16 protein-coding genes and 2 pseudogenes are annotated in these 23,833 nt (G+C 71.9%); 14 read left to right on the top strand and 4 right to left on the bottom strand.

Annotated elements, in window-relative coordinates; genetic code table 11:
* Window positions 1-188: 188 nt before the first annotated feature.
* From ACIODU_RS26385 to ACIODU_RS26355, 7 genes are all read left to right on the top strand, one after another.
* Entirely contained in the window at window positions 189-1,172 is a 984-nt protein-coding gene (locus ACIODU_RS26385; RefSeq protein WP_401770259.1) for a carbohydrate ABC transporter permease, read from the top strand.
* Window positions 1,173-1,190: 18 nt separating this feature from the next.
* A complete protein-coding gene (locus ACIODU_RS26380; protein ID WP_356421297.1) occupies window positions 1,191-2,117 on the top strand; it encodes a carbohydrate ABC transporter permease in 927 nt (308 codons plus the stop codon).
* 86 nt (window positions 2,118-2,203) lie between these two features.
* The gene (locus ACIODU_RS26375) at window positions 2,204-3,652 is read left to right on the top strand and encodes a GH1 family beta-glucosidase (RefSeq protein WP_401770257.1); all 1,449 of its coding nucleotides are present in this window, start codon (window positions 2,204-2,206) and stop codon (window positions 3,650-3,652) included.
* 235 nt (window positions 3,653-3,887) lie between these two features.
* A complete protein-coding gene (locus tag ACIODU_RS26370; RefSeq protein WP_401770255.1) occupies window positions 3,888-5,837 on the top strand; it encodes a protease pro-enzyme activation domain-containing protein in 1,950 nt (649 codons plus the stop codon).
* A 242-nt stretch (window positions 5,838-6,079) separates the two neighbouring features.
* Window positions 6,080-7,351 (top strand): NAD(P)/FAD-dependent oxidoreductase, encoded by a 1,272-nt coding sequence (locus ACIODU_RS26365; RefSeq protein ID WP_401770254.1) that lies wholly within the window; start codon window positions 6,080-6,082, stop codon window positions 7,349-7,351.
* A 70-nt stretch (window positions 7,352-7,421) separates the two neighbouring features.
* The gene (locus tag ACIODU_RS26360) at window positions 7,422-8,255 is read left to right on the top strand and encodes an aldo/keto reductase (protein ID WP_401770253.1); all 834 of its coding nucleotides are present in this window, start codon (window positions 7,422-7,424) and stop codon (window positions 8,253-8,255) included.
* 170 nt (window positions 8,256-8,425) lie between these two features.
* A complete protein-coding gene (locus tag ACIODU_RS26355) occupies window positions 8,426-9,973 on the top strand; it encodes a PstS family phosphate ABC transporter substrate-binding protein (RefSeq protein WP_401770251.1) in 1,548 nt (515 codons plus the stop codon).
* A gap of 37 nt (window positions 9,974-10,010) precedes the next feature.
* On the opposite strand, the gene ACIODU_RS26350 is transcribed toward ACIODU_RS26355, so the two are convergent.
* Complete coding sequence (locus tag ACIODU_RS26350) at window positions 10,011-10,316, bottom strand: hypothetical protein (RefSeq protein WP_401770250.1); 306 nt, start codon at window positions 10,314-10,316, stop codon at window positions 10,011-10,013.
* 44 nt (window positions 10,317-10,360) lie between these two features.
* Entirely contained in the window at window positions 10,361-11,506 is a 1,146-nt protein-coding gene (locus tag ACIODU_RS26345) for an anion permease (RefSeq protein WP_401770248.1), read from the bottom strand.
* A 146-nt stretch (window positions 11,507-11,652) separates the two neighbouring features.
* Between ACIODU_RS26345 and ACIODU_RS26340 the strand changes: the two genes are divergently transcribed.
* Window positions 11,653-12,069: a DUF4440 domain-containing protein gene (locus ACIODU_RS26340; RefSeq protein ID WP_356421319.1), complete on the top strand. Its 417-nt coding sequence runs from the start codon at window positions 11,653-11,655 to the stop codon at window positions 12,067-12,069.
* Between the two features lie 176 nt (window positions 12,070-12,245).
* A pseudogene (locus ACIODU_RS26335) lies at window positions 12,246-12,395 on the top strand (NADP-dependent oxidoreductase); the annotation flags it as partial.
* A gap of 51 nt (window positions 12,396-12,446) precedes the next feature.
* Here the strand turns inward: ACIODU_RS26335 and ACIODU_RS26330 are convergent.
* Window positions 12,447-13,439: pseudogene (locus ACIODU_RS26330) on the bottom strand (NADP-dependent oxidoreductase); the annotation flags it as partial.
* A 122-nt stretch (window positions 13,440-13,561) separates the two neighbouring features.
* On the opposite strand from ACIODU_RS26330, the gene ACIODU_RS26325 reads away from it, so the two are divergent.
* From ACIODU_RS26325 to ACIODU_RS26305, 5 genes are all read left to right on the top strand, one after another.
* Window positions 13,562-14,449: a LysR family transcriptional regulator gene (locus ACIODU_RS26325; protein WP_401770246.1), complete on the top strand. Its 888-nt coding sequence runs from the start codon at window positions 13,562-13,564 to the stop codon at window positions 14,447-14,449.
* 509 nt (window positions 14,450-14,958) lie between these two features.
* A complete protein-coding gene (locus ACIODU_RS26320) occupies window positions 14,959-17,835 on the top strand; it encodes a carbohydrate-binding protein (RefSeq protein ID WP_401770245.1) in 2,877 nt (958 codons plus the stop codon).
* A gap of 20 nt (window positions 17,836-17,855) precedes the next feature.
* Complete coding sequence (locus tag ACIODU_RS26315) at window positions 17,856-19,583, top strand: ThuA domain-containing protein (RefSeq protein ID WP_401770243.1); 1,728 nt, start codon at window positions 17,856-17,858, stop codon at window positions 19,581-19,583.
* A gap of 210 nt (window positions 19,584-19,793) precedes the next feature.
* The gene (gene mptB, locus ACIODU_RS26310; RefSeq protein WP_401770241.1) at window positions 19,794-21,230 is read left to right on the top strand and encodes a polyprenol phosphomannose-dependent alpha 1,6 mannosyltransferase MptB; all 1,437 of its coding nucleotides are present in this window, start codon (window positions 19,794-19,796) and stop codon (window positions 21,228-21,230) included.
* A gap of 17 nt (window positions 21,231-21,247) precedes the next feature.
* Entirely contained in the window at window positions 21,248-22,495 is a 1,248-nt protein-coding gene (locus tag ACIODU_RS26305) for a glycosyltransferase 87 family protein (RefSeq protein ID WP_401770240.1), read from the top strand.
* Window positions 22,496-22,540: 45 nt separating this feature from the next.
* Here ACIODU_RS26305 and ACIODU_RS26300 read toward each other — a convergent pair whose 3' ends face one another.
* A complete protein-coding gene (locus tag ACIODU_RS26300; protein WP_401770276.1) occupies window positions 22,541-23,731 on the bottom strand; it encodes a PP2C family protein-serine/threonine phosphatase in 1,191 nt (396 codons plus the stop codon).
* Window positions 23,732-23,833 lie beyond the last annotated feature (102 nt).

Genomic DNA, 23,833 nt, shown 5'->3' with positions numbered 1-23,833 from the left:
GTCGCCGTCACCGGCGGCGTGCGCGGCCCGCGCGCCCGCCGGCCGCGCCACAACCCGCGCCCCGCTGCGGGCCTGGGCCGCCGCATCGCCCGCGGCCCGGGGGGGCGGGCGCGCGCAGGGCCCAACCCGCCCCGCCCGGCGGCCGCCGGCCCCCGTCCACCCCCACCACCCCACGGAAGGAAGCCCGCGTGGCCACCTCCATCGATTCCCGGCAGTCGCGGCGCAACATCCTCCACCGCCTGGACCTCGGAGCGGTGCCGTACGCCTTCATCGCCCCGTTCTTCCTGATCTTCGGCGCCTTCGGCCTCTACCCGCTGCTCTACACCTTCTGGATCTCGCTCCACCGCGTCGAGCTCTCCTCGATGGACACCATGGAATGGCGGGGTCTCGCCAACTTCACCGAGCTGTTCGAGGACGACCGCTTCTGGAGCGCGCTCAGCAACACCTTCACCATCGGGGTCATCTCCACCGTCCCGCAGCTGCTCATGGCGCTCGGCCTGGCCCATCTGCTGAACTACCGCCTGCGCGGCTCGGTGTTCTTCCGGGTCGCCGTCCTGACCCCGTACGCGACCTCCGTCGCCGCCGCCGCGCTCGTCTTCACCATGCTCTTCGAACGCGACTTCGGCATGATCAACTGGGTGCTCGGGTTCTTCGGCGTCGACCACCTCGACTGGGAGAGCCAGAAGTGGCCCGCCCAGTTCGCCATCTCCACCATCGTGATCTGGCGCTGGACCGGCTACAACGCGCTGCTCTACCTCGCCGCGATGCAGGCGATACCCAAGGACCTGTACGAGGCCGCCGCCATCGACGGCGCCTCCCGCTGGCAGCAGTTCCGCACCGTCACCGTCCCGGGGATCAGCGCCACGATCGTCTTCACCATCGTCCTCTCGACCATCGGCGCGACCCAGCTCTTCGGCGAGCCGCTCATCTTCGGACAGGGCCCCAACGGCATCAGCGGCGGCGCCGACAACCAGTACCAGACCCTGGGCCTGCTGCTGTACGAGGAGGGCTGGAAGAACTACCAGATGGGCCGGGCCTCGGCCATCGCCTGGGCGATGTTCCTCATCCTGATCCTGGTCTTCGTCCTCCAGCGTGTCCTCGCGCGCGTCCTGTCCCGTACCCCACGCCCCGTCAGAGCGCCCCGCCGCGCCCGCCCGTCCCGTACCTCCTGACCAGGGAGCAACAGCCCCATGACCACCGACATCGCACCGGTCCTGGCGGACGCGCACGGCCGGACCACCCCCACCGCACCCGACCGGAAGAGCAGGTTCCGCCGCGTCCTGCGCCCGGGCGCGGGACGCCAGCACCACGCCGGACCCCTCGCCTACCTCCTGCTCGGACTCGCCGCGCTGGTCTCCCTCTTCCCCCTCTACTGGACGATGGTGGCGGCCTCCACCGACAACACCCGGGTGTCGCAGACCCCGCCGCCGTTCCTGCCGGGGCCCAACCTGTTCAAGAACCTCGCCACCGCCTGGCAGGACGCCGCGCTCGGCAAGGCGATGCTCAACAGCCTGATCGTCGCCGGGGTGATCGCCCTGTCGACCGTCTTCTTCGCCACGCTGGCCGGCTTCGCGTTCGCGAAGCTTCGCTTCAAGGGCCGTAACATCCTGCTGTTGCTGGTCATCGGCACGATGTTGGTGCCCCCGCAGCTCGGAGTCGTACCGCTGTTCATGATGATGGCCGACCTCGGCTGGGGGCAGTCGCTGCCCTCCGTGATCTTCCCGACCCTGGTCAGCGCGGTCGGTGTGTTCTTCATGCGGCAGTACCTCACGGAGGCCCTGCCGGACGAACTCATCGAGGCGGGGCGTCTGGACGGCGCCCACTCGCTGCGCATCTTCTGGAGCATCGTCCTGCCGATCGCCAGGCCGCCGATGGCCGTGCTCTTCATGATCACGTTCGTGCACGCCTGGAACGACTTCTTCTGGCCCTTCATCGCGCTCGACATGACCAACCCGACCGTCCCCGTCGCCCTCACCCAGCTCAGCGCGGGCTACGTACGCGACCAGTCGGTGATCATGGCGGGCGCGCTGCTCGGCACGCTGCCGCTGCTGGCGATGTTCCTCGTCTTCGGCCGTCAGATAGTCGGCGGCATCATGCAGGGCGCGGTCAAGGGCTGAGGACGCCACCGCCCGACGCGCCCGAACGCGCCACCCCTCCCCACCGTTCGACCTGTCTCTCCTCTCACCCACGCGGAAGGACCCTTGTGGCCACCTCAGCACCCACCACCGGGCGAGCCCTGGAAACGGCGGCTCCCCTGACCTTCCCGGCCGGTTTCCTCTGGGGCACCGCCACCGCCGCCTACCAGATCGAGGGCGCCGCCCAGGACGACGGCCGCACCCCCTCCATCTGGGACGTCTACTCCCGTACGCCGGGGAAGGTGCGCAACGGCGACACCGGCGACATCGCCACCGACCACTACCACCGCTGGCGCGAGGACATCGCGATCATGGCCGACCTCGGGGTCGGCGCCTACCGCTTCTCGGTGTCCTGGCCCCGTGTCCAGCCGGGCGGCCGGGGGCCCGCCTCGGCGAAGGGGCTGGACTTCTACCGCCGGCTGGCCGACGGACTCCTGGACAAGGGGATCCGGCCCGTCGTCACGCTCTACCACTGGGACCTCCCGCAGGAGTTGGAGGACGCCGGCGGCTGGCCCGAGCGCGACACCGCCTTCCGCTTCGCCGAGTACGCGGGCATCGTCGCCGACGCCCTCGGGGACCGGGTGGGGAGCTGGACCACGCTCAACGAGCCGTGGTGCAGCGCCTTCCTCGGGTACGGCTCCGGCGTGCACGCCCCCGGCCGTACGGACCCCGCCGACGCCCTGCGCGCCGCCCACCACCTCAACCTCGGCCACGGCCTCGCGGTCCAGGCCCTGCGCGAGCGCCTCCCCGCCACCGCCCAGGTGTCCGTCACCCTCAACCTGCACCACGTACGGCCCCTGACGGACAGCCCGGCGGACGTCGACGCGGCCCGCCGCATCGACGGCACCGCGAACCGGATCTTCACAGGCCCGATGCTCGAAGGGGCCTACCCGGCGGACGTCCTGGCGGACACCGCGACCGTCACCGACTGGTCGTTCGTCCAGGACGGCGACACCGCGCTGATCCACCAGCCGCTCGACTTCCTGGGCGTCAACTACTACTCCCCGACCCTGGTCTCGCACCACACGGGACCCGCCGCCCACCGCTCCGACGGCCACGGCGCCAGCGAACACAGCCCGTGGCCCGGCGCGGACGAGGTCGCCTTCCACCAGACACCGGGGGAGCGGACCGCCATGGGCTGGACCATCGACCCCGAGGGCCTGTACGAACTGCTCCTGCGCGTGAAGCGGGACCATCCCGGCCTGCCGATGATGATCACCGAGAACGGCGCGGCCTTCGACGACTACGCGGGCCCCGACGGCGAGGTCCGCGACCCGGAGCGCATCGCCTACCTGCGCGGACACCTCGCCGCCGTGCACCGCGCGATCGACGCGGGCGCGGACGTCCGCGGCTACTTCCTCTGGTCGCTGCTCGACAACTTCGAGTGGGCGTACGGCTACGGCAAGCGCTTCGGCATGGTGTACGTGGACTACGCGACGCAGCGCAGGATCCCCAAGTCGAGCGCGCACTGGTACGGGCGCCTGACCCGCTCGGGGACGCTGCACCCGGCGCCGTAACGGCCCCTGTTCGTCCCTGTTCCCCTGTCATGTCTCCGCGCGCACCGGGCGGCCCTCACGGGTCCGCCCGGTGCGCGTCCTGTCTTCGGGTTGAGCTGTACATGGTCCGGGCTTGATCGGGCTTTGGCCAACGCATGTCCCTCCGATGAACAGTTGATAGGGAGAGTGGCCTCTTGTGTGTGGTGGCCATCTATCGGGCCCACCGTGCGCGTCCAACCACAACGCAGGGGGTTACATGAGATCCAGCCGACCGCGCCTGCGCGCCGGACTGGCCTGGGCGGCGACTCTGCCGCTCGTCGCCGGCGCTCTCGCACTCGGCGTCCAGTCCGCGGGTGCCGACACCGGCCCCGCCGGACGGGACACGCTCCACGGCACGAAGCCGCTCTGGGCGACACAGAAGGCGGACCGGGGGAGCACCCCCGACGCGAACAAGGTCACCGCCCGCGTGTATCTCGCGGGCCGGGACAGCGCGGGCCTCGCCAAGCTCGCCCAGGAGGTGTCCGACCCCTCCTCCGCCTCGTACGGGAAGTACCTGAGCGCGCAGCAGGCGGCCGCGCGCTTCGGCCCGACCGCGGACCAGGTCGCGCGGGTCACCGCCTGGCTGAAGTCCGCCGGGCTCAAGGTGACGGGCACCCAGCCGCACTACCTCACGGTCACCGGTGACGCCGCGGCGGTGGAGAAGGCCTTCTCCACCCAGCTCCACGACTACGCCAAGGGCGGCCACACCTACCGCGCGCCGGTCGCCACCCCCTCGGTGCCCGACTCGCTGGACGGCGCGGTCCTCACCGTCACCGGGCTCGACAACGCGCCGCACAAGGCGAGTCACGACGACACGCTGCCGCCCCCCGACGCCGTGTTCCGCAACGCCGGTCCGTTCTCGACCTACTTCGGGTCGAAGACCGACAAGTCGCTTCCCTCGGCGTACGGTTCAAAAGCGTCGTACGCGATCAAGGGCTACACCGGCACCCAGCTGCGCGCCGCCTACGGCGCGAAGGACTTCACCGGCAAGGGTGTCACCGTCGCCATCACGGACGCGTACGCCTCGCCGACGATCGCCGAGGACGCGGCCACGTACGCCAAGCGCAACGGCGACAAGAAGTACCGCAAGGGGCAGCTGTCCCAGGTGCTGCCCGCGGACTACAACAGCACGGAGGAGTGCGGCGCTTCGGGGTGGTACGGCGAGGAGACCCTCGACGTCGAAGCCGTGCACGCGCTCGCGCCCGACGCGGGCATCGTCTACGTCGGCGGCGCCTCCTGCTTCGACGACGACCTGCTGGACTCGCTGGGCAAGGTCGTGGACGGCCGGCTCGCCGACATCGTCTCCAACTCCTGGGGCGATCTGGAGTCCAGCGAGACCCCGGCGTCGGCCGCCGCCTACGACCAGGTGTTCCAGACGGGCGCCGTCGAGGGCATCGGGTTCTACTTCTCGTCCGGTGACGACGGCGACAACGTCGTCTCGACCGGCACGAAGCAGGTCGACATGCCCGCCAACTCCGCCTGGGTGACGGCCGTCGGCGGCACCTCGCTCGCCGTCGGCAAGAAGAACGCCTACCAGTGGGAGACGGGCTGGGGCACGTACAAGGCCAACCTCTCGGCCGACGGCCGCAGTTGGACGGACTTCCCCGGCGCCTACACCTCCGGCGCCGGCGGCGGCACCAGCGTGACCGTGCCGCAGCCGTTCTATCAGCGGGGTGTGGTGCCCGGCTCGCTCGCCCAGGCCAACGGCACCACGCCGATGCGGACGATCCCCGACATCGCGGCCGTCGCCGACCCGAACACCGGCTTCCTGGTGGGCCAGACCCAGACCCTGCCCGACGGCACCCAGGGGTACGACCAGTACCGCATCGGCGGTACGTCGCTGGCCGCACCGGTCATCGCGGGTGTCCAGGCCCTCGCCCAGCAGGCCAGGCACGGCGTGCCGATCGGCTTCGCCAACCCCGGCATCTACCAGCGGTACGGCACCTCCGCGTACCACGACGTGACCGACCACCCGCTGGGTGCCGGCCGTCAACTGGCCGTAGTACGGAACGACTTCGCCAACAGCACCGACAGTGCCGACGGCATCCTCACCTCGCTCCGCAGCCTCGGCAAGGACAGCTCGCTGTCCGCCGTGGTCGGCTACGACGACGTGACGGGGGTCGGCACGCCGGCGGCCGGTTACGTGACCTCGTACCGCCACCGCTGACCGCCCCCGCGTCAGCGGACCGCACCGCATCGCACCGACCGCCGGGCGGGCCGATCCACGGCCCGCCCGGCGGCCGGCGTTTCCCCGTGTCGCACAGGTGTCTCACCCCCCCCACCGCCACCCGTCCGGCCCTTCGCGGCGCCGCGCCGCCCCCGCCCCGGCCTGACACCATCGGGAGGACGGATGCGGCGGGAGCGGAAGCCCCGCCGGACGGGCAGCACGGAGCGAAGGGCGGGACACGCGTGCCGGACAACCAGCGGCGCCGGACGGACGTGGTTGTGATCGGAGCGGGGATGGCGGGCCTGGCCTGCGCCGCCGACCTGATCAGGGCGGGACGGTCGGTGCGTGTCCTGGAGGCCGCCGACGCGGTGGGCGGCCGGATGCGCACCGACCGGCACGAAGGCTTCCTCCTGGACCGCGGGTTCCAGGTCTTCAACACCGCGTACCCCCAGGTGAAACGCCGGATCGACCTGCGGGGACTGCGCCTGCGGCCGTTCACCCCCGGCGCGCTCGTACGGACCGAGGACACCACCCTGCGGTTCACCGACCCCAGCAGGCAGCCGGGCGCCGTGGCCGATCTGCTGCCGGGCCGGCTCGCCCCCGGCCGCGACCTGCTGGCGCTCGGCCTCCTGACGGCCCGTGACATGCTCGGCCCCGTCGCCGGACTGAAGCGCCGGCCGGACCGTACGACCCTCACCGCCCTCGCCGACGCCGGCATCTCGCCCGACCTCGTCGAACGGTTCTTCCGGCCCTTCCTCTCCGGGGTGTTCCTGGAGGACGAGCTGGAGACCTCCTCGCGCTTCTTCCACCTCGTCTGGCGCAGCATGCTGCGCGGCACGCTCTGCCTGCCCGGCGCCGGAATCGGGGCCGTACCCGCCCAGCTGGCGGACGGTCTGCCGCCGGACACCGTCCGCCTGGAGACGCCGGTCGCGGAGCTGACCGACGACGGCGTCCGCGGCGAGGACGGTACGGAGTGGCCGGCCGACACCGTCGTGGTGGCGACGGGCCCCCGCGCGGCGGCGGGGCTCCTGCCGGGCCTGGACGTGCCCGCCACCCGCACGGTCACGACGTACTACCACGCGGCCCCCGCCCCGCCCCTGCGCGAACCGACCCTCCTGGTCGACACCCGCCGCCGCTTCCTCAACACCTGCGTCATCAGCGAGGTCGTGCCCGGCTACGCGCCCGCCGGCCGGTCCCTGGTCTCCACGTCCGTCCTCGGGCCGGAACTCCCGGGCCGGGAGGCCACCCTGCGCGCCGATCTGGCCGACGCCTACGGCGAGAGCACCGGCGCGTGGGAGCCGCTCGCCACGTATACGATCGAGGACGCCCTGCCCGCCATGCCCCCGCCCTGGCCGCTGTCCCGGCCGACCCGGACCGGTCCGGGACGGTACGTGTGCGGCGACCACCGGGCCACCGGCTCCGTGCAAGGAGCCCTGGCCTCGGGGACCCGCGCGGCCCGTGACGTACTGGCGGCGGACAGGGCCCGGGACGCGGCGGAAGCACGACACGACTGAACGACCGCTCGCGACACGGCCCACGAGCGCGCCACGACGATCCACGAGCGCCACGACGAAAGGGAAAGCAGTGACCCGTACCGCCCCGGCCCACCCCCTCAACGACGGCACCACGCTCCCCGCCGTCGGCCTGGGAACCTATCCGCTCAGGGGCGACGAGGCGGAGACGGCGGTCACCGGAGCCCTGGAGCTCGGCTACCGGCTGATCGACACCGCCGTCAACTACCGCAACGAGGCCGAGGTAGGACGAGGCATCGCGCGGTCCGGCGTGCCGGCCGAGGACATCGTCGTCACGACCAAACTCCCCGGCCGTGACCACGGTTTCGAGGAGACCCTCCGCTCGTTCGAGGCATCGCGCCGCGCCCTGGGCCTGGACCGCGTCGGCCTCTACCTCATCCACTGGCCGCTGCCGCGCGTCGGCAAGTACGCCGAGTCCTGGAAGGCGATGGTCAAGCTCCGCGAGGACGGTCTGGTCGCCTCCATCGGCGTCTCCAACTTCACCGCCGCGCACCTCGACCGCCTGGAGGCGGAGACGGGCGTGCTGCCCTCGGTCAACCAGATCGAGATGCATCCCCTGTTCCCCCAGGAGGAGTTGCGCGCCGTCCACCGGGCCAAGGGGATCCGCACCGAGAGCTGGAGCCCCCTCGGCCGCGGCACCGACCTGCTGGAGGACCCGGCGATCGGGGCCGTCGCCGAGGCGCACGGGGTCACCCCGGGACAGGTCGTGCTCCGCTGGCACCTCCAGGTGGGCGCCGTACCGATCCCCAAGTCGGGCAGTCCGGAGCGGCGGCGGCAGAACCTCGACCTCTTCGGGTTCGAACTGACCGAGGACGAGATCACCCGGATCGCGTCACGCCCCCACCGCAGGCTCGGCGGCGACCCGGACCACCACGAGGAGTTCTGACCCTTCCGGCCGTCACACCCCCGCCCGCCCCGGGCTGTTGAACCATGGACAAACAGCAGCGCACGCGCCGGTGAAACGGGCGGTCCACCGCCCCCGGCGGCCGTACGGTGACCGGACGATCCGGACCGTCGGGGTGTTCCGGGGCGCGTGTTCAGGGGGGCCTGGGGACCGTGGAATGGCTCAGTACGGAAAACGTCGTCGCGCTGGGTACGGCGCTGCTCGGCATTCTCGCCTCAGTGGGCGTGCTCTGGTTCGAGCGCCGCGTGCCCGCTCACCGGCGCATCGGCTACCGGATCCAGCTGGACACACCGGTCAGCAGCGCGGAACGCAGCGGCCGGGCCGGCGTGCGGCTCGGCTTCTTCCAGGAGAACCCGCACCTCTCGGACGCCACACTGGTCCTGCTGCGCATAGAGAACGACGGCTCGCAGAGCATCGGCGACGGCGACTACACGGGCCGTGAACTCCACGGCCTGACGGCGGTGTTCACCTCCCGAACGATCCACGGCCTCGCGGTCACCACCCCGCCGGGCGAGGAGCACCTGCTGGACCACTTCACCACGGCCGCCGGTCTGCGGCACGCCGGGGACACCGTCTACCTGCCGCGCGTCCCGCTCAACCGGGGCCGGCACTTCAAACTCCTCGTCCTGCTCACCGGCGGCGCGGTCGGCGATCCGATCCGGGTCGCGGGCGGGCTCAGGGACGGTGACGTGTCCCTGAACCGCGCCACCACGCCGGACGACACCCCGCCGCTGTTCAGCAGGGCGTCCAGCATGATCACGGTGTTGCTGACCGTCTGCGTGGTCATCCTCGCGTCGATCATCGTCCTGCGGGACGACGCGCCGTCCCCGATGGGCTGTGCGCGGGGGAGCCTGACCATCACCGGATCCACCGCGTTCGCGCCGGTCGCCGAGGACCTGGCGGCCAAGTACGAACGGGACTGTGAGGGCTCCACCATCACGGTCGACGCCCGCAGCAGCGCCGAAGGGGTCAGGGAGCTGGACGAGCGCGGCGCCGCCGCGAAGGGCGGTTCGCCCGCCCTGATCGCCCTGTCCGACGGTCCGAAGACGGCCGGCTTCGACCGGCTGCGCGAGAACCGGGTCGCGGTCTCCGTCTTCACCCTCGTGGTGAACGACAGCGTGCCGCTGAAGGGCCTCTCGACCACGGACGTACGCCGTGCCTACCGCGGGGACGTGTCGAACTGGAACCAGTTGCGCGGCCCCGACGGGGTACGCGGCCCCGACCTGCCGATCGTCCTGGTGAGCCGTAACTCGGAGTCCGGCACCCGGGCCATCTTCCAGCGCCGGGTGCTCGACGCGTTCGAGCAGGCGGACTCCTCCACCGACTGCCGTCACAAGGACGACACCACGGCCAGGGTCTTCCGCTGCGAACTCGGCAGCACCGAACGGGTCCTGGCCACCGTCGCCGCCACGCCGGGGGCGATCGGGTACACGGACCTGCGCTCCGCATCCACCCCGGACGGACTCCACCGGCTGGCGCTCGACGGGCGGTTCGCGTCCGTGGACGCGATCACGGACGGCGCGTACCCGTACCGCGAGATCGAGTACGCGTACACGTACGGCGATCCGCCGGACGGCTCGCTCGTCTCCAGTTTCCTCAACTACCTGATGCGGGGCAGCGGCCAGGACGTGGTCCGTACGCACGGGCACCTGCCGTGCGCGTCACCGGAGGGGCTGCGGATCTGCGCGGAGATGGGGTAGGGGGCGGGCGGCTCGCCCGGCTCCCCGGCTCGTGGACTCAGTGGAACTGCGGGACGATCAGATACAGCCCGTAGAGCACGGCCGCCGCGCAGGCGAGGAAGCACAGCCCGGCGACGGCCACTGCCGGCGCTCCCGGCCGCGCGGCGCGGCGGCCTCCGTACGCGGTGCTCCCGCCGCCGCCCGGGGGCTTCGCGCCGTGCGGCCCCCCGCCCCCGTGGCCCTCCTCGGCTCCCTCGATCGAGGCCAGTGCCCGTACCCCCAGCGAGAAGACGATCACGACGCCGACGGTGGCGCCGACGCTGACCACGGCGACCTCGCCCAGAGAGCTCCAGTTCAGATCCATCAGATCCTCCTCGCCGTTTCCCGGGCCGTGTCGGTCATGGCCCGTCAGACATTCGCCTTGGCGGGTCCCGGGCGGACCGTCACCGCGTGGTCGTCGTTGACGTTGCGGGAGGTGACGCGGGTCCGCCGGGACATGAGGAAGATGAACGCGGCGAGAGCCGCGGCGACGACGGCGACGACGACGATCCCGAGCGTGCCGCCGTTCACGACCACACTCGCGGCGAGCGCCCCGACGGCCGCGGCGGCGGGCAGGGTCACGCACCAGGCGACGGCCATGCGGCCGGCCGTTCCCCAGCGGACGTGCGCGAGCCTGCGGCCCAGGCCCGCGCCGAGGATGCCTCCGGCGCAGACCTGGGTGGTGGACAGGGCGAAGCCGAGATGGGCGGAGGTGAGGATGACGGTGGTCGCGGAGGACTCCGCCGCGAAGCCCTGCGGGGCCTGGATGTCGGTGAGCCCCTTGCCCATCGTCCTGATGATCCGCCAGCCGCCCAGATACGTACCGAGGCCGATGGCGAGCCCCGCCGAGCCGATCACCCAGGCCGGCGGCCCGGCGCCGGGCCCGAGCGCGCCCGCCGAGATCAGGGTGAGGGTGATGATCCCCATGGTCTTCTGCGCGTCGTTGGTGCCGTGCGCCAGCGAGACGAGGGAGGCGGAGGCGATCTGCCCGAGCCGGAACCCGTGGTCCACCGAGGACCGGCGGCCCCGGTGGGTGAGGCGGTAGGCGAGGTACGTGGCCATCAGCGCGGCGGCCCCCGCGATGAGCGGGGAGGCCACGGCGGGAAGGAGGATCTTCTCGACCACCTTCTCGAAGTGCACGCCCTGCCGGCCCGCCCCGACCCACACGGCGCCGATCAGCCCGCCGAACAGCGCGTGCGAGGAGCTGGAGGGCAGGCCCATCAGCCAGGTCGACAGATTCCACAGGATGGCGCCGATCAGCCCCGCGAAGATCATCGCGGGGGTGACCAGACTGTCGTTCACGATGCCCCCGGAGATCGTCTTCGCGACCTCCGTGGACAGGAACGCGCCCACCACGTTGAGGACCCCGCTGATGAGGACCGCGACCTTGGGACGCAGGGCTCCGGTGGCGATGGAGGTGGCCATCGCGTTCGCGGTGTCGTGGAACCCGTTGGTGAAGTCGAACGCGAGCGCGGTCACGATCACTATCGCCACGAGGAACGTGATGTGGTCCATTTGCCCCATTCAAGCGCAGCGGCCCCCGCAAGAAGGAGATCCGACGGCCCGACACCGGATGCTTCCTTCCAAAGGGTCAGTAACCCGCCCGGACCCGCCTCCCCCGTCACCCCGGGCGCGGTGGACGCCGTCCGTAGGCTTCCGGCATGACGCCTGAGAACGGAACGGCTCGGACGGACACCACCGGGGGCGGAGAGCGGGCGCCCGCCGTGCGGGCCGCGATCGAGGGGGAGCTGCGGCTCCTGGACCCGGCGGTCCGGTCGTCGCCGGCGCTGGTCTCGGCGCTTCTCGACCCGGAGTTCACGGAGTTCGGGGCGTCGGGCGCCCGCTGGGACGCCACGTCGGTCCTGGAGGTCACGGGCGACGGTTCCGTGACGGAGCGGTCGCCGGTCGACGTCCGGGGCCTGACGGGGCGCCTGCTCGCTCCGGGGCTCGTCCATCTGACGTACGTCTCGGTCCACGCGGGCCACCGGGTGCGCCGCAGCTCCATCTGGCGCCTGACCCCCGACGGCTGGCGCCTGTACTTCCACCAGGGCACCACGGCAGACGGTACGGACGCCTGAACGCCGACGCCTTCCCGGCCACGGGCCGCCGGGGTTCCGATCAGGCCGTCGGCTCCGTGGCCCGTGCCGTTCCGCCGGGGCGGTCGCGCGGGGTCAGCGGCTCGCGCAGTGCGCGCCCGCCCCCGCGGCTTCCCCGCCCCGGACCACTTCGCGTTCGTGAAGAGTTCCGTTCCGTCAGGAAGCTGCGGCGGTACGAGGGCGTCCTAGTCGTCGCGCGCCTGAGCATCCTCGGCGGCGCCGGCCTCACCGCCTACGTTGCCCTGACCCGCACCCTGCGCCTCGCCGCGGGCGACGACCTGTACGTCTCGGCCGCCGCCGGAGGCGTCCCGCACCTGCGCAGCGGGCGGATCAGGCACGACGTGACCGTCACCGAACGGGGCCACCGTCAGCACGATCTTGCCCTGGAGGTGGCCCTGCGCGGCTCGCGCGTGCGCCGCAGCCGCTTCGGGCAGCGGGTACGTGCTGTCCAGCCCGACCCGGAGCCTGCCCTCGTCGAACAGGCGCCCGATCTGCGCGAGTTGGGGGCCGCTGGAACGCACCTGGATGTTCGAGACGGTGACGCCCAGACGCGCCGTCTCCTCCGGGTCGTACTGCGCGAAGAACACCGGAAGCATCGTGCCACCGCGCTTGAGCACGGTCAGGAAGCGCGAGCTGTCCGGGCCGCCGACGCAGTCGATCACCAGGTCCACCCCGCTGACCACGTCCTCGGCCCGGGTCTTCGTGTAGTCGACGAACTCATCCGCACCGAGCTCGCGCAGGAACCGCTCGTGCCGGCCCGAGGCCACCGCGACGACGTGCGCCCCCTTCCCCTTCGCCAACTGCACCGCGAAGTGGCCCACTCCGCCGGCGGCCCCGTTGACCAGCACCGTCGTCCCCGGCGTGATCGGCGCCGGCCGGTGCACCCGGCCGGTGAACGGAGACGGCACGTCGTGGCCGAGGTCGACCAGGTACTGCCAGGCCGTGAGCACGGCCATCGGCGCCCCGGCCGCCCGCACGTGGTCGAGGCCGGCCGGCTTGTGCGCCAGGTCGGAAGCCGGCGCGGCCACGTACTCGGCGTACGTACGGCCGTCGAACCCGGGGAACCGCAGCATGCCGAAGACCTCGTCACCCACGGCGAACCCCCGCACGTCCGGAGCGACCGCCCGGACCACACCCGACATGTCCGTCCCGGGGATCAGGGGGAACTCCAGCGCCGGCCTCATTGCGGCCGGCATCACCTTCATGCCCTCGCGGAGATACCAGTCCGGCGGGTTGACGCCCACCGCGTGCACCCGTACGAGCACCTCGCCCGGGCCGATCGCGGGAACCGGCACCTCCTCGTACCGCAGAACCTCGGGCCCGCCCGCTTCGTGGAACTGGATCGCCTTCATCGCGCCTGTCGCTTTCCTCGGGAAACATTGCTCCCCGAGTCAAGGCCCAGGACCGCACCACCGTCCAAGACCGGTTCGGCAACCCGATCATTCCGAAACGGCATGACCCGTACGCTGGAAGGGTGAACGATCTCGGACAGGACCTGGAACTGCGGCTCGTGCGCTACTTCACCGTCGTGGCGGCGCACCAGCACTTCGGCCGGGCCGCCGCCGACCTGCGCGTGGCCCAGCCGGCCCTGAGCCGCCAGATCCAGCGGCTCGAGAAGTACCTCGGCGTACGGCTCCTGGACCGCGTCCCCCAGGGCGCCCGGCTCACGCCGGCCGGCCGGAGCTTCCTCCCCCGGGCCGAGGCCCTGCTGCGGGCCGCCCGCCAGGCCGAACAGGCCGTGCGGGAACAGGCCGAGACGGGACGCATCGCCATCGGCTACGTCGAGGACCTGGTGATCACCGCCGCCGTACGGGAACTGCGCCGTCGCTGTCCGGACGCCGAGATCGTCACCCGCCACCTGGACTGCCGCGACGTCGGGGCGCTGTCCGACCGGCGCGTGGACGCCCTGATCGCGCGGTCCCCGCTGCCGTTCGCCGCCGCCGATGTGACCATCACCCCGCTGTACGAGGAGCCCCGGATGCTCGCCGTCCCGCGCGGCCATCCCCTGGCCGGTCGCGCGTCGGTGACCGCGGAGGAACTGTCCGGCGAGGAGGCGGCGCCGTGCCCGTTCGAGACCGCGGACTGGACGTCCTACCGGCTCCTCGGGGCCGGCGTGCCGCCAGTCGAGAGCTACGAGGACAAGCTCGAACTCGTCGCGAGCGGCCGGGCGATCGCCGTACTGCCCGTCGGTGATCGGCGCAGCTCCCTGCGTCCCGACCTCGTCACCGTCCCGATCGAGGGCGCTCCCCCCAGCCGGGTCGTCCTGGTCAGCCGCGAGGGCGACCCGAATCCGATGATCAGGAGCCTGCGGCTGAGCGCCGAGGCCGCCCTGACCGCCCCGGCGGCCCGTGTCACCGCCTGAGCCACCGCCCGCGTCACCGCACCGCCCGCGTCACCGTCCGTCACCCGGTCGTATACAAGGAGAGCGCTGTCCCGGCTCCGGCCGCCTCCGCGCAACCGGTGTCCCGGCCATATAGTTTTAACCCTGAACTAAAGCGGCTCCGTAGCGGCCGCCGAGGAGAGCCGAGCTCCGGGGCCCGGTGCGCGCACGTCGCGCACCGGGCCCTTCCCGTACGGACGTTGTCGCCGCCTCCGTCGACTTCCGGCCTTTCGGACGACTGTCGCGGCAATTTGACCACGCCCTTGACAAATTAACGCCCCGTTGCCAGCATGCAAAAACTCGCGCGAGTCTCCGCACCACCTTGATGCCGCATCGAAAGCTCTCCCCAGCTTCCCCCTAGATCGGTACGGCTGTTGCCCAGGTGACGGGACATCACCCGGGCACAGGCTCCTCCCGCAGTGAAACGGCAGCGTGCCGGTCGCGCACGCCTGCCCGCATCACTCCCCCCGCAAGGTCAGGAAGGACGCTCCATGTCAGGACTGTCAGGACGGTCACGCCCGAGACGTGCGTGGCTGAGGTGGCTCACCGTGCTGGGCCTCGTGGTGAGCGGAGGTGCGCTCGCCGTCCCCACGGCTTCCGCGCACCCCGGCCACCCCGAGCACGAGGCCGCCGCCGCGGTCATCCCCACCGGTGACTACCAGCAGGTACAACTCGCCCTTGGAAACGCCGAGTTGGGTGAGGCGATGTCACTCGCCGTACTGCCCGACCGTGCGGTGGTCCACACGGCCAGGGACGGCACGGTCCGTTACACCGACGCCGCGGGCAACACCAAGACGGCCGGCAAGCTGGACGTCTACACGCACGACGAGGAAGGCCTCCAGGGCATCGCGGCCGACCCCGGCTTCGCCACGAACCGCTACCTGTACCTGTACTACTCGCCGAAGCTCAACACGCCCGGCGGTGACGCCCCCACCACCGGCTCGGCGGCCACCTTCGAAGCGTGGAAGGGGCACCTCAACCTCTCCCGCTTCACCCTCAAGGCCGACAACACCCTCGACCTCGCCAGCGAGAAGGTCGTCCTCGAAGTCGCCAACGACCGGGGCCAGTGCTGCCACGTCGGCGGTGACATCGACTTCGACGCCGCCGGGAACCTCTACCTGACCACCGGCGACGACACCAACCCGTTCGAGTCGAGCGGCTACGCGCCGATCGACGAACGGACCGACCGCAACCCGCAGTTCGACGCCCAGCGTTCCTCCGGGAACACCAACGACCTGCGCGGCAAGGTCCTGCGGATCAAGCCCACCGCCGCCGGCGGCTACACCGTGCCCGCGGGCAACCTCTTCGCGCCCGGTACGGCGAAGACCCGCCCCGAGATCTACGCGATGGGCTTCCGCAACCCCTTCCGGATGTCCGTCGACAAGGCCACCGGAATCGTCTACCTCGGCGACTACGGCCCCGACGCCGGCGTCACCGACGGCACCCGCGGCCCCAGCGGCCAGGTCGAGTTCAACCGGATCACGGCCCCCGGCAACTACGGCTGGCCGTTCTGCACCGGTACGAACACCGCCACGGAGACGTACGGCGAGTACGCCTTCCCCAGCGGCCCGTCCGCCGGGAAGTACAACTGCGCCGCCCCGGCCAACAACTCCTTCCGCAACACCGGACTGGCCACGCTCCCCGCCGCCAAGTCCTCCTGGATCAAGTACGGCGGTGACTCCGGCACCCCGCCCGAGTTCGGCGGCGGCTCCGAGTCCCCGATGGGCGGTCCCGTCTACCGCTACAACGCCGCGCTGAACTCCAGCGTCAAGTTCCCGCAGTCCCTGGACGGCCGCTTCTTCGCCGCCGAGTACGGCCGCAAGTGGATCAAGGCCATCGAGGTCAAGGCCGACGGCACCCCCGGTGTCATCGAGGCCTTCCCCTGGACCGGTACGCAGGTCATGGACCAGGCGTTCGGCCCCGACGGCGCGCTCTACGTCCTCGACTACGGCACCGGCGCCAACAACCAGGCCCTGTACCGCGTCGAATACGTCGGGGGCAGCAACCGCAACCCGGTCGCCAAGGCCGCCGCCGACAAGGTCTCGGGAGCCGTTCCGCTCACGGTCGCGTTCTCCTCGGCCGGCAGCTCCGACCCCGAGGGCAAGGCCCTCACCTACGCCTGGGACTTCGGCGACGGCACCAGCTCCACCGCCGCCAACCCGAGCCACACGTACACCACCAGGGGCACCTTCCGTCCCACCCTCACCGTCAGGGACCCGGAGGGCCTGACCGGCACCGCGAGCCTCGTGGTGACGTCGGGCAACACCGCGCCCACGGTCAACCTCACCAGCCCCGGCGACGGCCAGCTGTTCTCCTTCGGCGACACCGTCCCCTTCCAGGTCTCGGTGAGCGACCCCGAGGACGGTGCCATCGACTGCTCCAAGGTCAAGGTCACCTACCTCCTCGGCCATGACGAGCACCGCCACCAGATCACCCAGGCCACCGGCTGCTCCGGCAACCTCTCCGTACCGGCCGACGGCGAGCACGACAGCGCCGCCAACATCTACGGGGTCTTCGACGCCGAGTACACCGACGCCGCCGGCCTGACCACGCACAGCGCGCGCATCCTCCAGCCCCGCCACCGCCAGGGTGAGCACTTCGGCGCCCAGAACGGCATCCAGGTGGCCGCCCACGGCACCGCCGAAGGCGGCAGCACCGTCGGCTTCACCGACAACAACGACTGGATCTCCTTCAAGCCGTACGTCCTCGGCAACGCCAACCGCTTCACCGCCCGGGTCTCCTCGGGTGGCGTCGGCGGCACGCTGGAGGTACGGACGGGCTCGGCCACCGGCACCCTGCTGGGCACCGCGACCGTGGCACCGACCGGCGGCTGGGAGAACTTCGTCGACGTCTCGGCGAACCTGGCCAACGCACCGTCCGGCACCACGGAGCTGTTCCTCGTCTTCAAGGGACCGACGGGCCAGGGCAACCTCTTCGACCTCGACGCCTTCACCTTCACCACCGGCACCGGCGGCGGCGGGTCGAGCCAGACCGTCGAGGGCGAGTCGTTCAGCTCGGGACAGGGCGTCCAGGCGGCCGCCCACACCCCGGCGAGCGGCGGGAACACCCTCGGCTACATCGAGAACGGTGACTGGGCGGGGTACGCCTCCGTCCCCACGGCCGGGACCAAGACCTTCAGCGCGAAGGTCTCCTCGGCCGGCGCGGGCGGCACCATCACCGTCCGCTCGGGCTCCGCGACCGGCGCCGTCCTCGGCACGGTGGCGGTCGCCAACACCGGCGGCTGGGAGACCTTCGCCAACGTCACCACGACCCTGACCGGTACGGGTTCCTCCGGAGCGCTGTTCCTCACCTTCACCGGTGGCGCCGGATCCCTGTTCGACATCGACACCCTCACCCTCACCAAGTGAAGCGCGGGAAAGGGCCACTGATGTTCCGTCACCTCCGGCGCCTGCCGACCACCGCGGCCTCCGCGCTGGTCGTCGCCCTCGGTCTCGCCGGGTCGCTCCTGACCCCGGCGGCCACGGCGCAGGCCGCCGACCCCGCCTACAAGGTCCTCGTCTTCTCCAAGACGGCGGGCTTCCGCCACGACTCCATCCCAGCCGGCACCCAGGCCATCAGGGACCTCGGCGCGGCCAACAACTTCACGGTCACGGCCACCGAGGACAGCAACGCCTTCACCACCGCCAACCTGGCCGGCTACAAGGCGGTGGTGTTCCTCTCCACCACCGGTGACGTCCTCAACGCCACCCAGCAGTCGGCCTTCCAGTCGTACGTCGACGGAGGCGGCGGCTACCTCGGCATCCACGCCGCCGCCGACACCGAGTACGACTGGCCGCAGTACGAGCAGATCGCCGGAGCCTGGTTCAAGAGCCACCCGGCGATCCAGCAGGCCACGCTGAGGACCGAGGACCGGGCCAACGCGGCCACCTCGCACCTCGGCCAGACCTGGTCCCGTACCGACGAGTGGTACAACTACCGCACCAACCCGCGCAACAACGTCAAGGTGCTCCAGAACCTGGACGAGGGCAGCTACAGCGGCGGCGAGATGAGCGGGGACCACCCGATCACCTGGTGCCATCCGCAGGGCAACGGCCGGTCCTTCTACACCGGACTCGGCCACACCCAGGAGTCCTACGCGGACCCCACGTTCCGGACGCTGCTGCTCGGCGGCATCCGGTACGCGGCGGGCTTCGCGAAGGCCGACTGCCGCGCGGAGACCGGCTACACCACGCTCTACAACGGCTCGACCACCGGCTGGTCCCAGGCCGGCCCGGGCAGCTTCACCAACACCGACGCCACCCTCACCTCCACGGGCGGCATGGGCCTGTACTGGTACCAGGCGAAGCAGTACGCCGCGTACTCCCTCAAGCTGGACTGGCGGATGCCCGGGGACGACAACTCCGGTGTGTTCGTGGGCTTCCCCAGCTCCACCGATCCCAACTCGGCGGTCAACCAGGGGTACGAGATCCAGATCGACGCCACCGACACGGCGGACCGCACGACCGGGTCGGTGTACGGCTTCAAGTCGGCGGACATCGCGGCCAGGGACGCCGCGCTGAACCCGCCCGGCGCCTGGAACACGTACGAGATCCGGGTGGAGGGGGAGCGGCTCCAGGTCTTCCTCAACGGCGCGAAGATCAACGACTTCACCAACACGGACCCCGTCCGCTCCCTCCAGCAGGGATACATCGGGATCCAGAACCACGGCACCGGTGACGACGTGTCCTTCCGCAACGTCCGGATCAAGGAGCTGGGCGGTACGACCCCGCCCGCGTCGTCCACGTACGAGGGCGAGTCGTTCACCTCGCAGCAGGGCGTCCAGGCGGCCGACCACGCTCCGGCGAGCGGCGGCAGGACCCTCGGCTACATCGAGAACGGCGACTGGGCCGGCTACTCCCAGGCGTCCCTCACGGGTGCGAAGACCTTCAGCGCGAAGGTCTCCTCGGCCGGCGCGGGCGGCACCGTCCAGGTCCGTTCGGGCTCGGCCACCGGACCGGTGATCGGCTCGGTCGCCGTTCCCAACACCGGCGGCTGGGAGACCTTCAGGACCGTCACCACCACGCTGACCGGCACACCGACCGGACCGGTGTTCCTCACCTTCACCGGCGGCGCGGGCTCCCTGTTCGACATCGACACCTTCACGATCGGGAGGTAACAGGCCGCACCGGCGCGGCTCCACGACCGGCAGGGCGGGTCCCGGACACACCGGGGCCCGCCTTGCCGTGTTCCGGGGCCGGCCGCGGGGAGGCACGAGGATGGCCACCCGGAGGTGCGGGGACGGCCGTAAGCCCCCGGCTATGCGGCAGCCACCGGACCGTGGGCAGACCGTCGCCTTCCGGCCATCGCCTGCTGCGAGCCTCCACAGATGCTCGCCCTGAACGCGGAAGTGAACCCGCGCCGCTGCCGGACGCTGGGGCTCGCCGGGTCCCTCGCGCTCATGACCGGCGGGCTGACCGCGGGCGCGCTCCCCGTAGGCGACGCGCTGCTGCCCACCTCCGGACGCGCCGCCCTCGGCGTCGTCTGCGCGTACTTCGGCCTCGTCCTGCTGATAGCCGCCTGGTGGTGGCTCGGCAGGTCCGTCCGGGGACCCCGCCCGCCCGCCCCGCGCGACCTCCTCGTGACGCTGGGCGTGTGGGCCGCGCCCCTCGTCCTCGGACCGCCCCTGTTCAGCCGCGACGTCTACAGCTACTTGGCGCAGGGCGCCATGGTCGACGCGCGGATGGACGTGTACGTCCACGGCCCCGCGCACCTCGGCGGGCCGCTCGCGACCGAGGTGGCCCCCGTCTGGCAGCACACCCCGGCGCCCTACGGCCCGGTGTTCCTCTTCGCCGCCGAGAAGACCTCGTTCCTGACCCGTCTCGACATGCCCGCGGGCATCCTCGGCATGCGGCTCGTGGCGCTGCTCGGCGTCGGGCTGATGATCGCGTTCCTGCCGTCGCTCGCCCGCCGCTGCGGGGTCGAGCCCGCGGCCGCGCTGTGGCTCGGCGCGCTCAACCCGCTGGTCCTGCTGCACCTGGTCGCGGGCGCCCACAACGACGCCCTCATGCTGGGGCTGCTCGGCGCCGGACTGGTCGCCGCCCTCGGCGCGATGCCCGCCCGCGCGGCCGTCCTCGTCTCCCTCGCCGCGCTCGTCAAGGCGCCCGCCGCGCTGGGCCTGCTGGCGGTCGCCGTCCTCTGGGCCGGCCTGCTCGACGGCCGGGGCCGTACCGCCAGAGCCGCCGCGCTGACCTGCGCCGTCGCCCTCGCCACCACCGTGGTCGTGACGGCGCTGGCCGGGACGGGATACGGCTGGCTCGGCGCCCTCTCCACCCCCGTCTCCGCCGACAACTGGTCCCTGACCAGCGGACTCGGACGGCTCAGCGGAGCGCTGCTGGACAGCGTGGGAAGCGGCCTCGGCGACCTCGCGGTCCCGGCGTGGCGGCGGCTCGGCCTGGTGGTCACCGTGCTGACCGTGGCGTGGCTGTGGCTGCGCCGCGCGCACCGCGTACGGCTCGGGCCGGTGTACGCGCTCGCGCTGAGCCTGCTGGCGGTCTTCGTCCTGGGTCCGGCGTTCCGGCCGTGGTACGCGCTGTGGGGGCTGTTCCTGATCGCCGCGGCGGCGCCCGACGGACGCGTACGGCGGTGGGCGTCCGTCGGCAGCGGGATCCTCGCGCTCGGCATGCTGCCCAGCGGATCCCCGCCGGACGGTGCCCAGTTGACGTTCGCGGTCGCGGGCGGCGCGCTCGCCCTCGTCACACTGTGGTGGATGTTCCTGATGTCGGAACCCGCCGTCCTGCCCGCCCGCACCCGGGCCGCGTCGTGAGGTGGCCGCGCCTGGTCATGGCACGGCCCGGCGGGCGGGCCGCCGTCGCGGTGTGCCTCGTCGTCGCCACCGCCGTCTTCCTGGTGACCGTCCCGCTGTTCCGCGACTTCTTCGACGTCGGTGTGTACTACGGGGCGGTGGGGGAGTGGATCCACCACGGCGGCCGCATCTACGACTACCTCAGCCCCGGCACGTCGTACGGCTTCACCTACCCGCCCTTCGCCGCCGTGTCGATGCTGCCGATGGCGCTGGTCTCCTGGCCGGTGGCCGTGGCGATCAGCCTGGTCCTGAGCGTCGTGGCGTCGGCGCTGCTGCTGAACTGGCTGGTGGGGCCGCTCGTCCGCCGCGAGGGCTGGCGCGGCTGGTTCGCGTGGGTGGTGATCGGCTGCCTCTTCGGCCTGTTCGAACCGGTCCGCGACACCTTCACCTTCGGTCAGGTGAACCTCCTGCTCGTCGCGCTGGTCCTCGCCGACGCGCGGCTGCTGGCCACCGGGCGGGGGCGGTACGCGGGGATCGGCATCGGCCTCGCGACCGCCATCAAACTCACCCCCGCGCTCTTCATCGGCTACCTGCTGATCACCGGCCGCCGCAGACAGGCGGCGGTCGCGGCCGGGACGGCGGCCACGGCCACCCTGTTCGCCGCCGCCCTCGACCCGGGCGCGTCCCGGGACTTCTGGACGCGGGCGCTGTGGGACACCGGACGGGTCGGCGAACTCGGCTATGTCTCCAACCAGTCGGTCCAAGGCGTCCTGTCCCGCCTCCGCCCCGAGGACACCGGCCACACGGTGTGGCTGGCGTGCGTGGCCGCCGTCCTCGCCGTGTGGGCGTACCGCGCCCGCGCGGCCGTCGGGGCCGGGGACGACCGGGCCGGGTTCGCGCTGACCGGACTGGCCGCCTGCCTCGTCAGCCCGGTGACCTGGGTACACCACCTGGTCTGGATCGTCCCGGCCCTCGTCGTCCTGACCGACACCGCCCTGTGCCGGGATTCCGGCGGCCGGCGCAACGGCGGACCGCTGACCGTGTGCGCGGTGGTGTACGTGCTGCTGTGCAGCAGTGTCGTCTGGTTGTGGCGCGACGGCGCGACCGGCCCGGACGCCTTCGTCGGCTCCAACACCTACGTCTGGATCACCCTCGGACTGCTGGTCGCCCTGCCGTTGCGTACGGTTCCGCCGGACCACCACGTTCCGGTGGACGAGGGGGCGCGGCGCAGGCCGGGGACCGTACCCCCGCACGCCGTCCCCGAGGCGTCCCCGCTGAAGTCGTAGACAATCGGCGGGACTTCGCCGGAGAGAGCCGTACCCCCGCGGCGGTCAGCGGCCCGCGGGCAGCCACTCGATCAGCAGGATCGTGGCGTCGTCGCGCAACTGGTTCCGCTGCCGGTCCAGGATCGAGTGGATCAGCACGCGCAGCGCCTCCGGCGAGAGCTTCCCCGAGGCGGTCGCGCGGATGATCGAGTCGGTGAAGCGTTCGAGGCCCAGCTGCGCGCCGCTGTCCACCCGCGCCTCCGTCACCCCGTCCGTGTAGAACAGCACCCGGTCGCCCGCCTCCAGCGCCACCTCGTTGACCTCGTGCGGCGCGTCGGAGAACTGGGCGGCGAGGCCCATCGGCGGCTGGGGGGTGCGCTCCAGGGCCTGACCGAGCACCCGGCGGTCGCGGATGAGCAGCGGCGGCGGATGCCCGCAGTTGATCCACCGGAACACACCGTCGTTCAGGTCGAGTTGACTCAGGATGCCGGTGCAGTACTGGTCGGGCAGCCACTGCGCGAGCGCCTGGTCGACCGTGTCGACGAGCTGCGGCAGACCGGCACCGGCCCGGCGGGCGTTGCGGCAGCCCGCCATCGCCACCGCGGTCGTCAGACCGGACGCCAGGTTGTGGCCCATGGAGTCGAGGATCGCCGCGTGCAGGGTCGACTGGGTCAGCGAGTGGTCGAACGCGTCACCGCCGATGCGGTACGCGGGCTCCAGCACGCCCGTCGAGATGACCTTCGTGTTGCCGATGGTCCGCGGCGGCAGGAACGCGCGCAGCATCTCCGCGGGCAGCCGCATCGGCTCGGAGCGGGCCCGCCGCGCGAAGCTGTCGCTGTACGCCCGTTTCGAGGTGATCACCATGGCGAGCACGGCGGCCAGCATGCGGCAGCGGCGCAGCCGCGTGGCGTCGAACACCGCCGTGCGGACGCCGAGCACACCGAGCCGCTCCGCGCCGTCGACCAGCGGCAGCCACGCGGTCAGCTCGTCGGCCCGCCGGCTCTCCTCCATCCGGAGGCAGAGCGTCTGGTACGCCTCCCCCGCGGTCGAGGAGTCCACGTCGAGGGACGGCAGTCCGTCGGTGAGCGGGACGAGGTGACGCTGCTGGAGGTCGATGACGTACACCGCGAGCTGCTGGAGACCGATGGCAGCGGCACACCGGTCGACGAGGTCCGGCAGGTCCATCGGCGCCGCGCCGTGCGCCTCCTTGAGGAGCTGGTCGAGCAGCGCCTCACCAGGACCGGGACCCGGCCCCAGCGCGGGGCGGGAGCCGGGACCTGTCGCGGAAGATTCGGCGGCCACCGGAATTACCTCCTCACCGGCAGTCTCACACCATCGGGAGCGTTCCGCGCGGCCGGA

This window comes from Streptomyces sp. NPDC088261 (genome assembly GCF_044740805.1).
Taxonomy (GTDB): Bacteria; Actinomycetota; Actinomycetes; order Streptomycetales; family Streptomycetaceae; genus Streptomyces.
The sequence above is the reverse complement of the archived record's forward strand: the minus strand, read 5'-3'. Positions and strand labels throughout refer to the sequence as shown.

Coding starts and splice junctions, on each gene's coding strand:
- ACIODU_RS26305 (WP_401770240.1), top strand. CDS start 21,248: ATGGCACGGCCCGGCGGGCGGGCCGCCGTCGCGGTGTGCCTCGTCGTC.
- ACIODU_RS26315 (WP_401770243.1), top strand. CDS start 17,856: ATGTTCCGTCACCTCCGGCGCCTGCCGACCACCGCGGCCTCCGCGCTG.
- ACIODU_RS26320 (WP_401770245.1), top strand. CDS start 14,959: ATGTCAGGACTGTCAGGACGGTCACGCCCGAGACGTGCGTGGCTGAGG.
- ACIODU_RS26345 (WP_401770248.1), bottom strand. CDS start 11,506: ATGGACCACATCACGTTCCTCGTGGCGATAGTGATCGTGACCGCGCTC.
- ACIODU_RS26350 (WP_401770250.1), bottom strand. CDS start 10,316: ATGGATCTGAACTGGAGCTCTCTGGGCGAGGTCGCCGTGGTCAGCGTC.
- mptB (WP_401770241.1), top strand. CDS start 19,794: ATGCTCGCCCTGAACGCGGAAGTGAACCCGCGCCGCTGCCGGACGCTG.
- ACIODU_RS26380 (WP_356421297.1), top strand. CDS start 1,191: ATGACCACCGACATCGCACCGGTCCTGGCGGACGCGCACGGCCGGACC.
- ACIODU_RS26370 (WP_401770255.1), top strand. CDS start 3,888: ATGAGATCCAGCCGACCGCGCCTGCGCGCCGGACTGGCCTGGGCGGCG.
- ACIODU_RS26340 (WP_356421319.1), top strand. CDS start 11,653: ATGACGCCTGAGAACGGAACGGCTCGGACGGACACCACCGGGGGCGGA.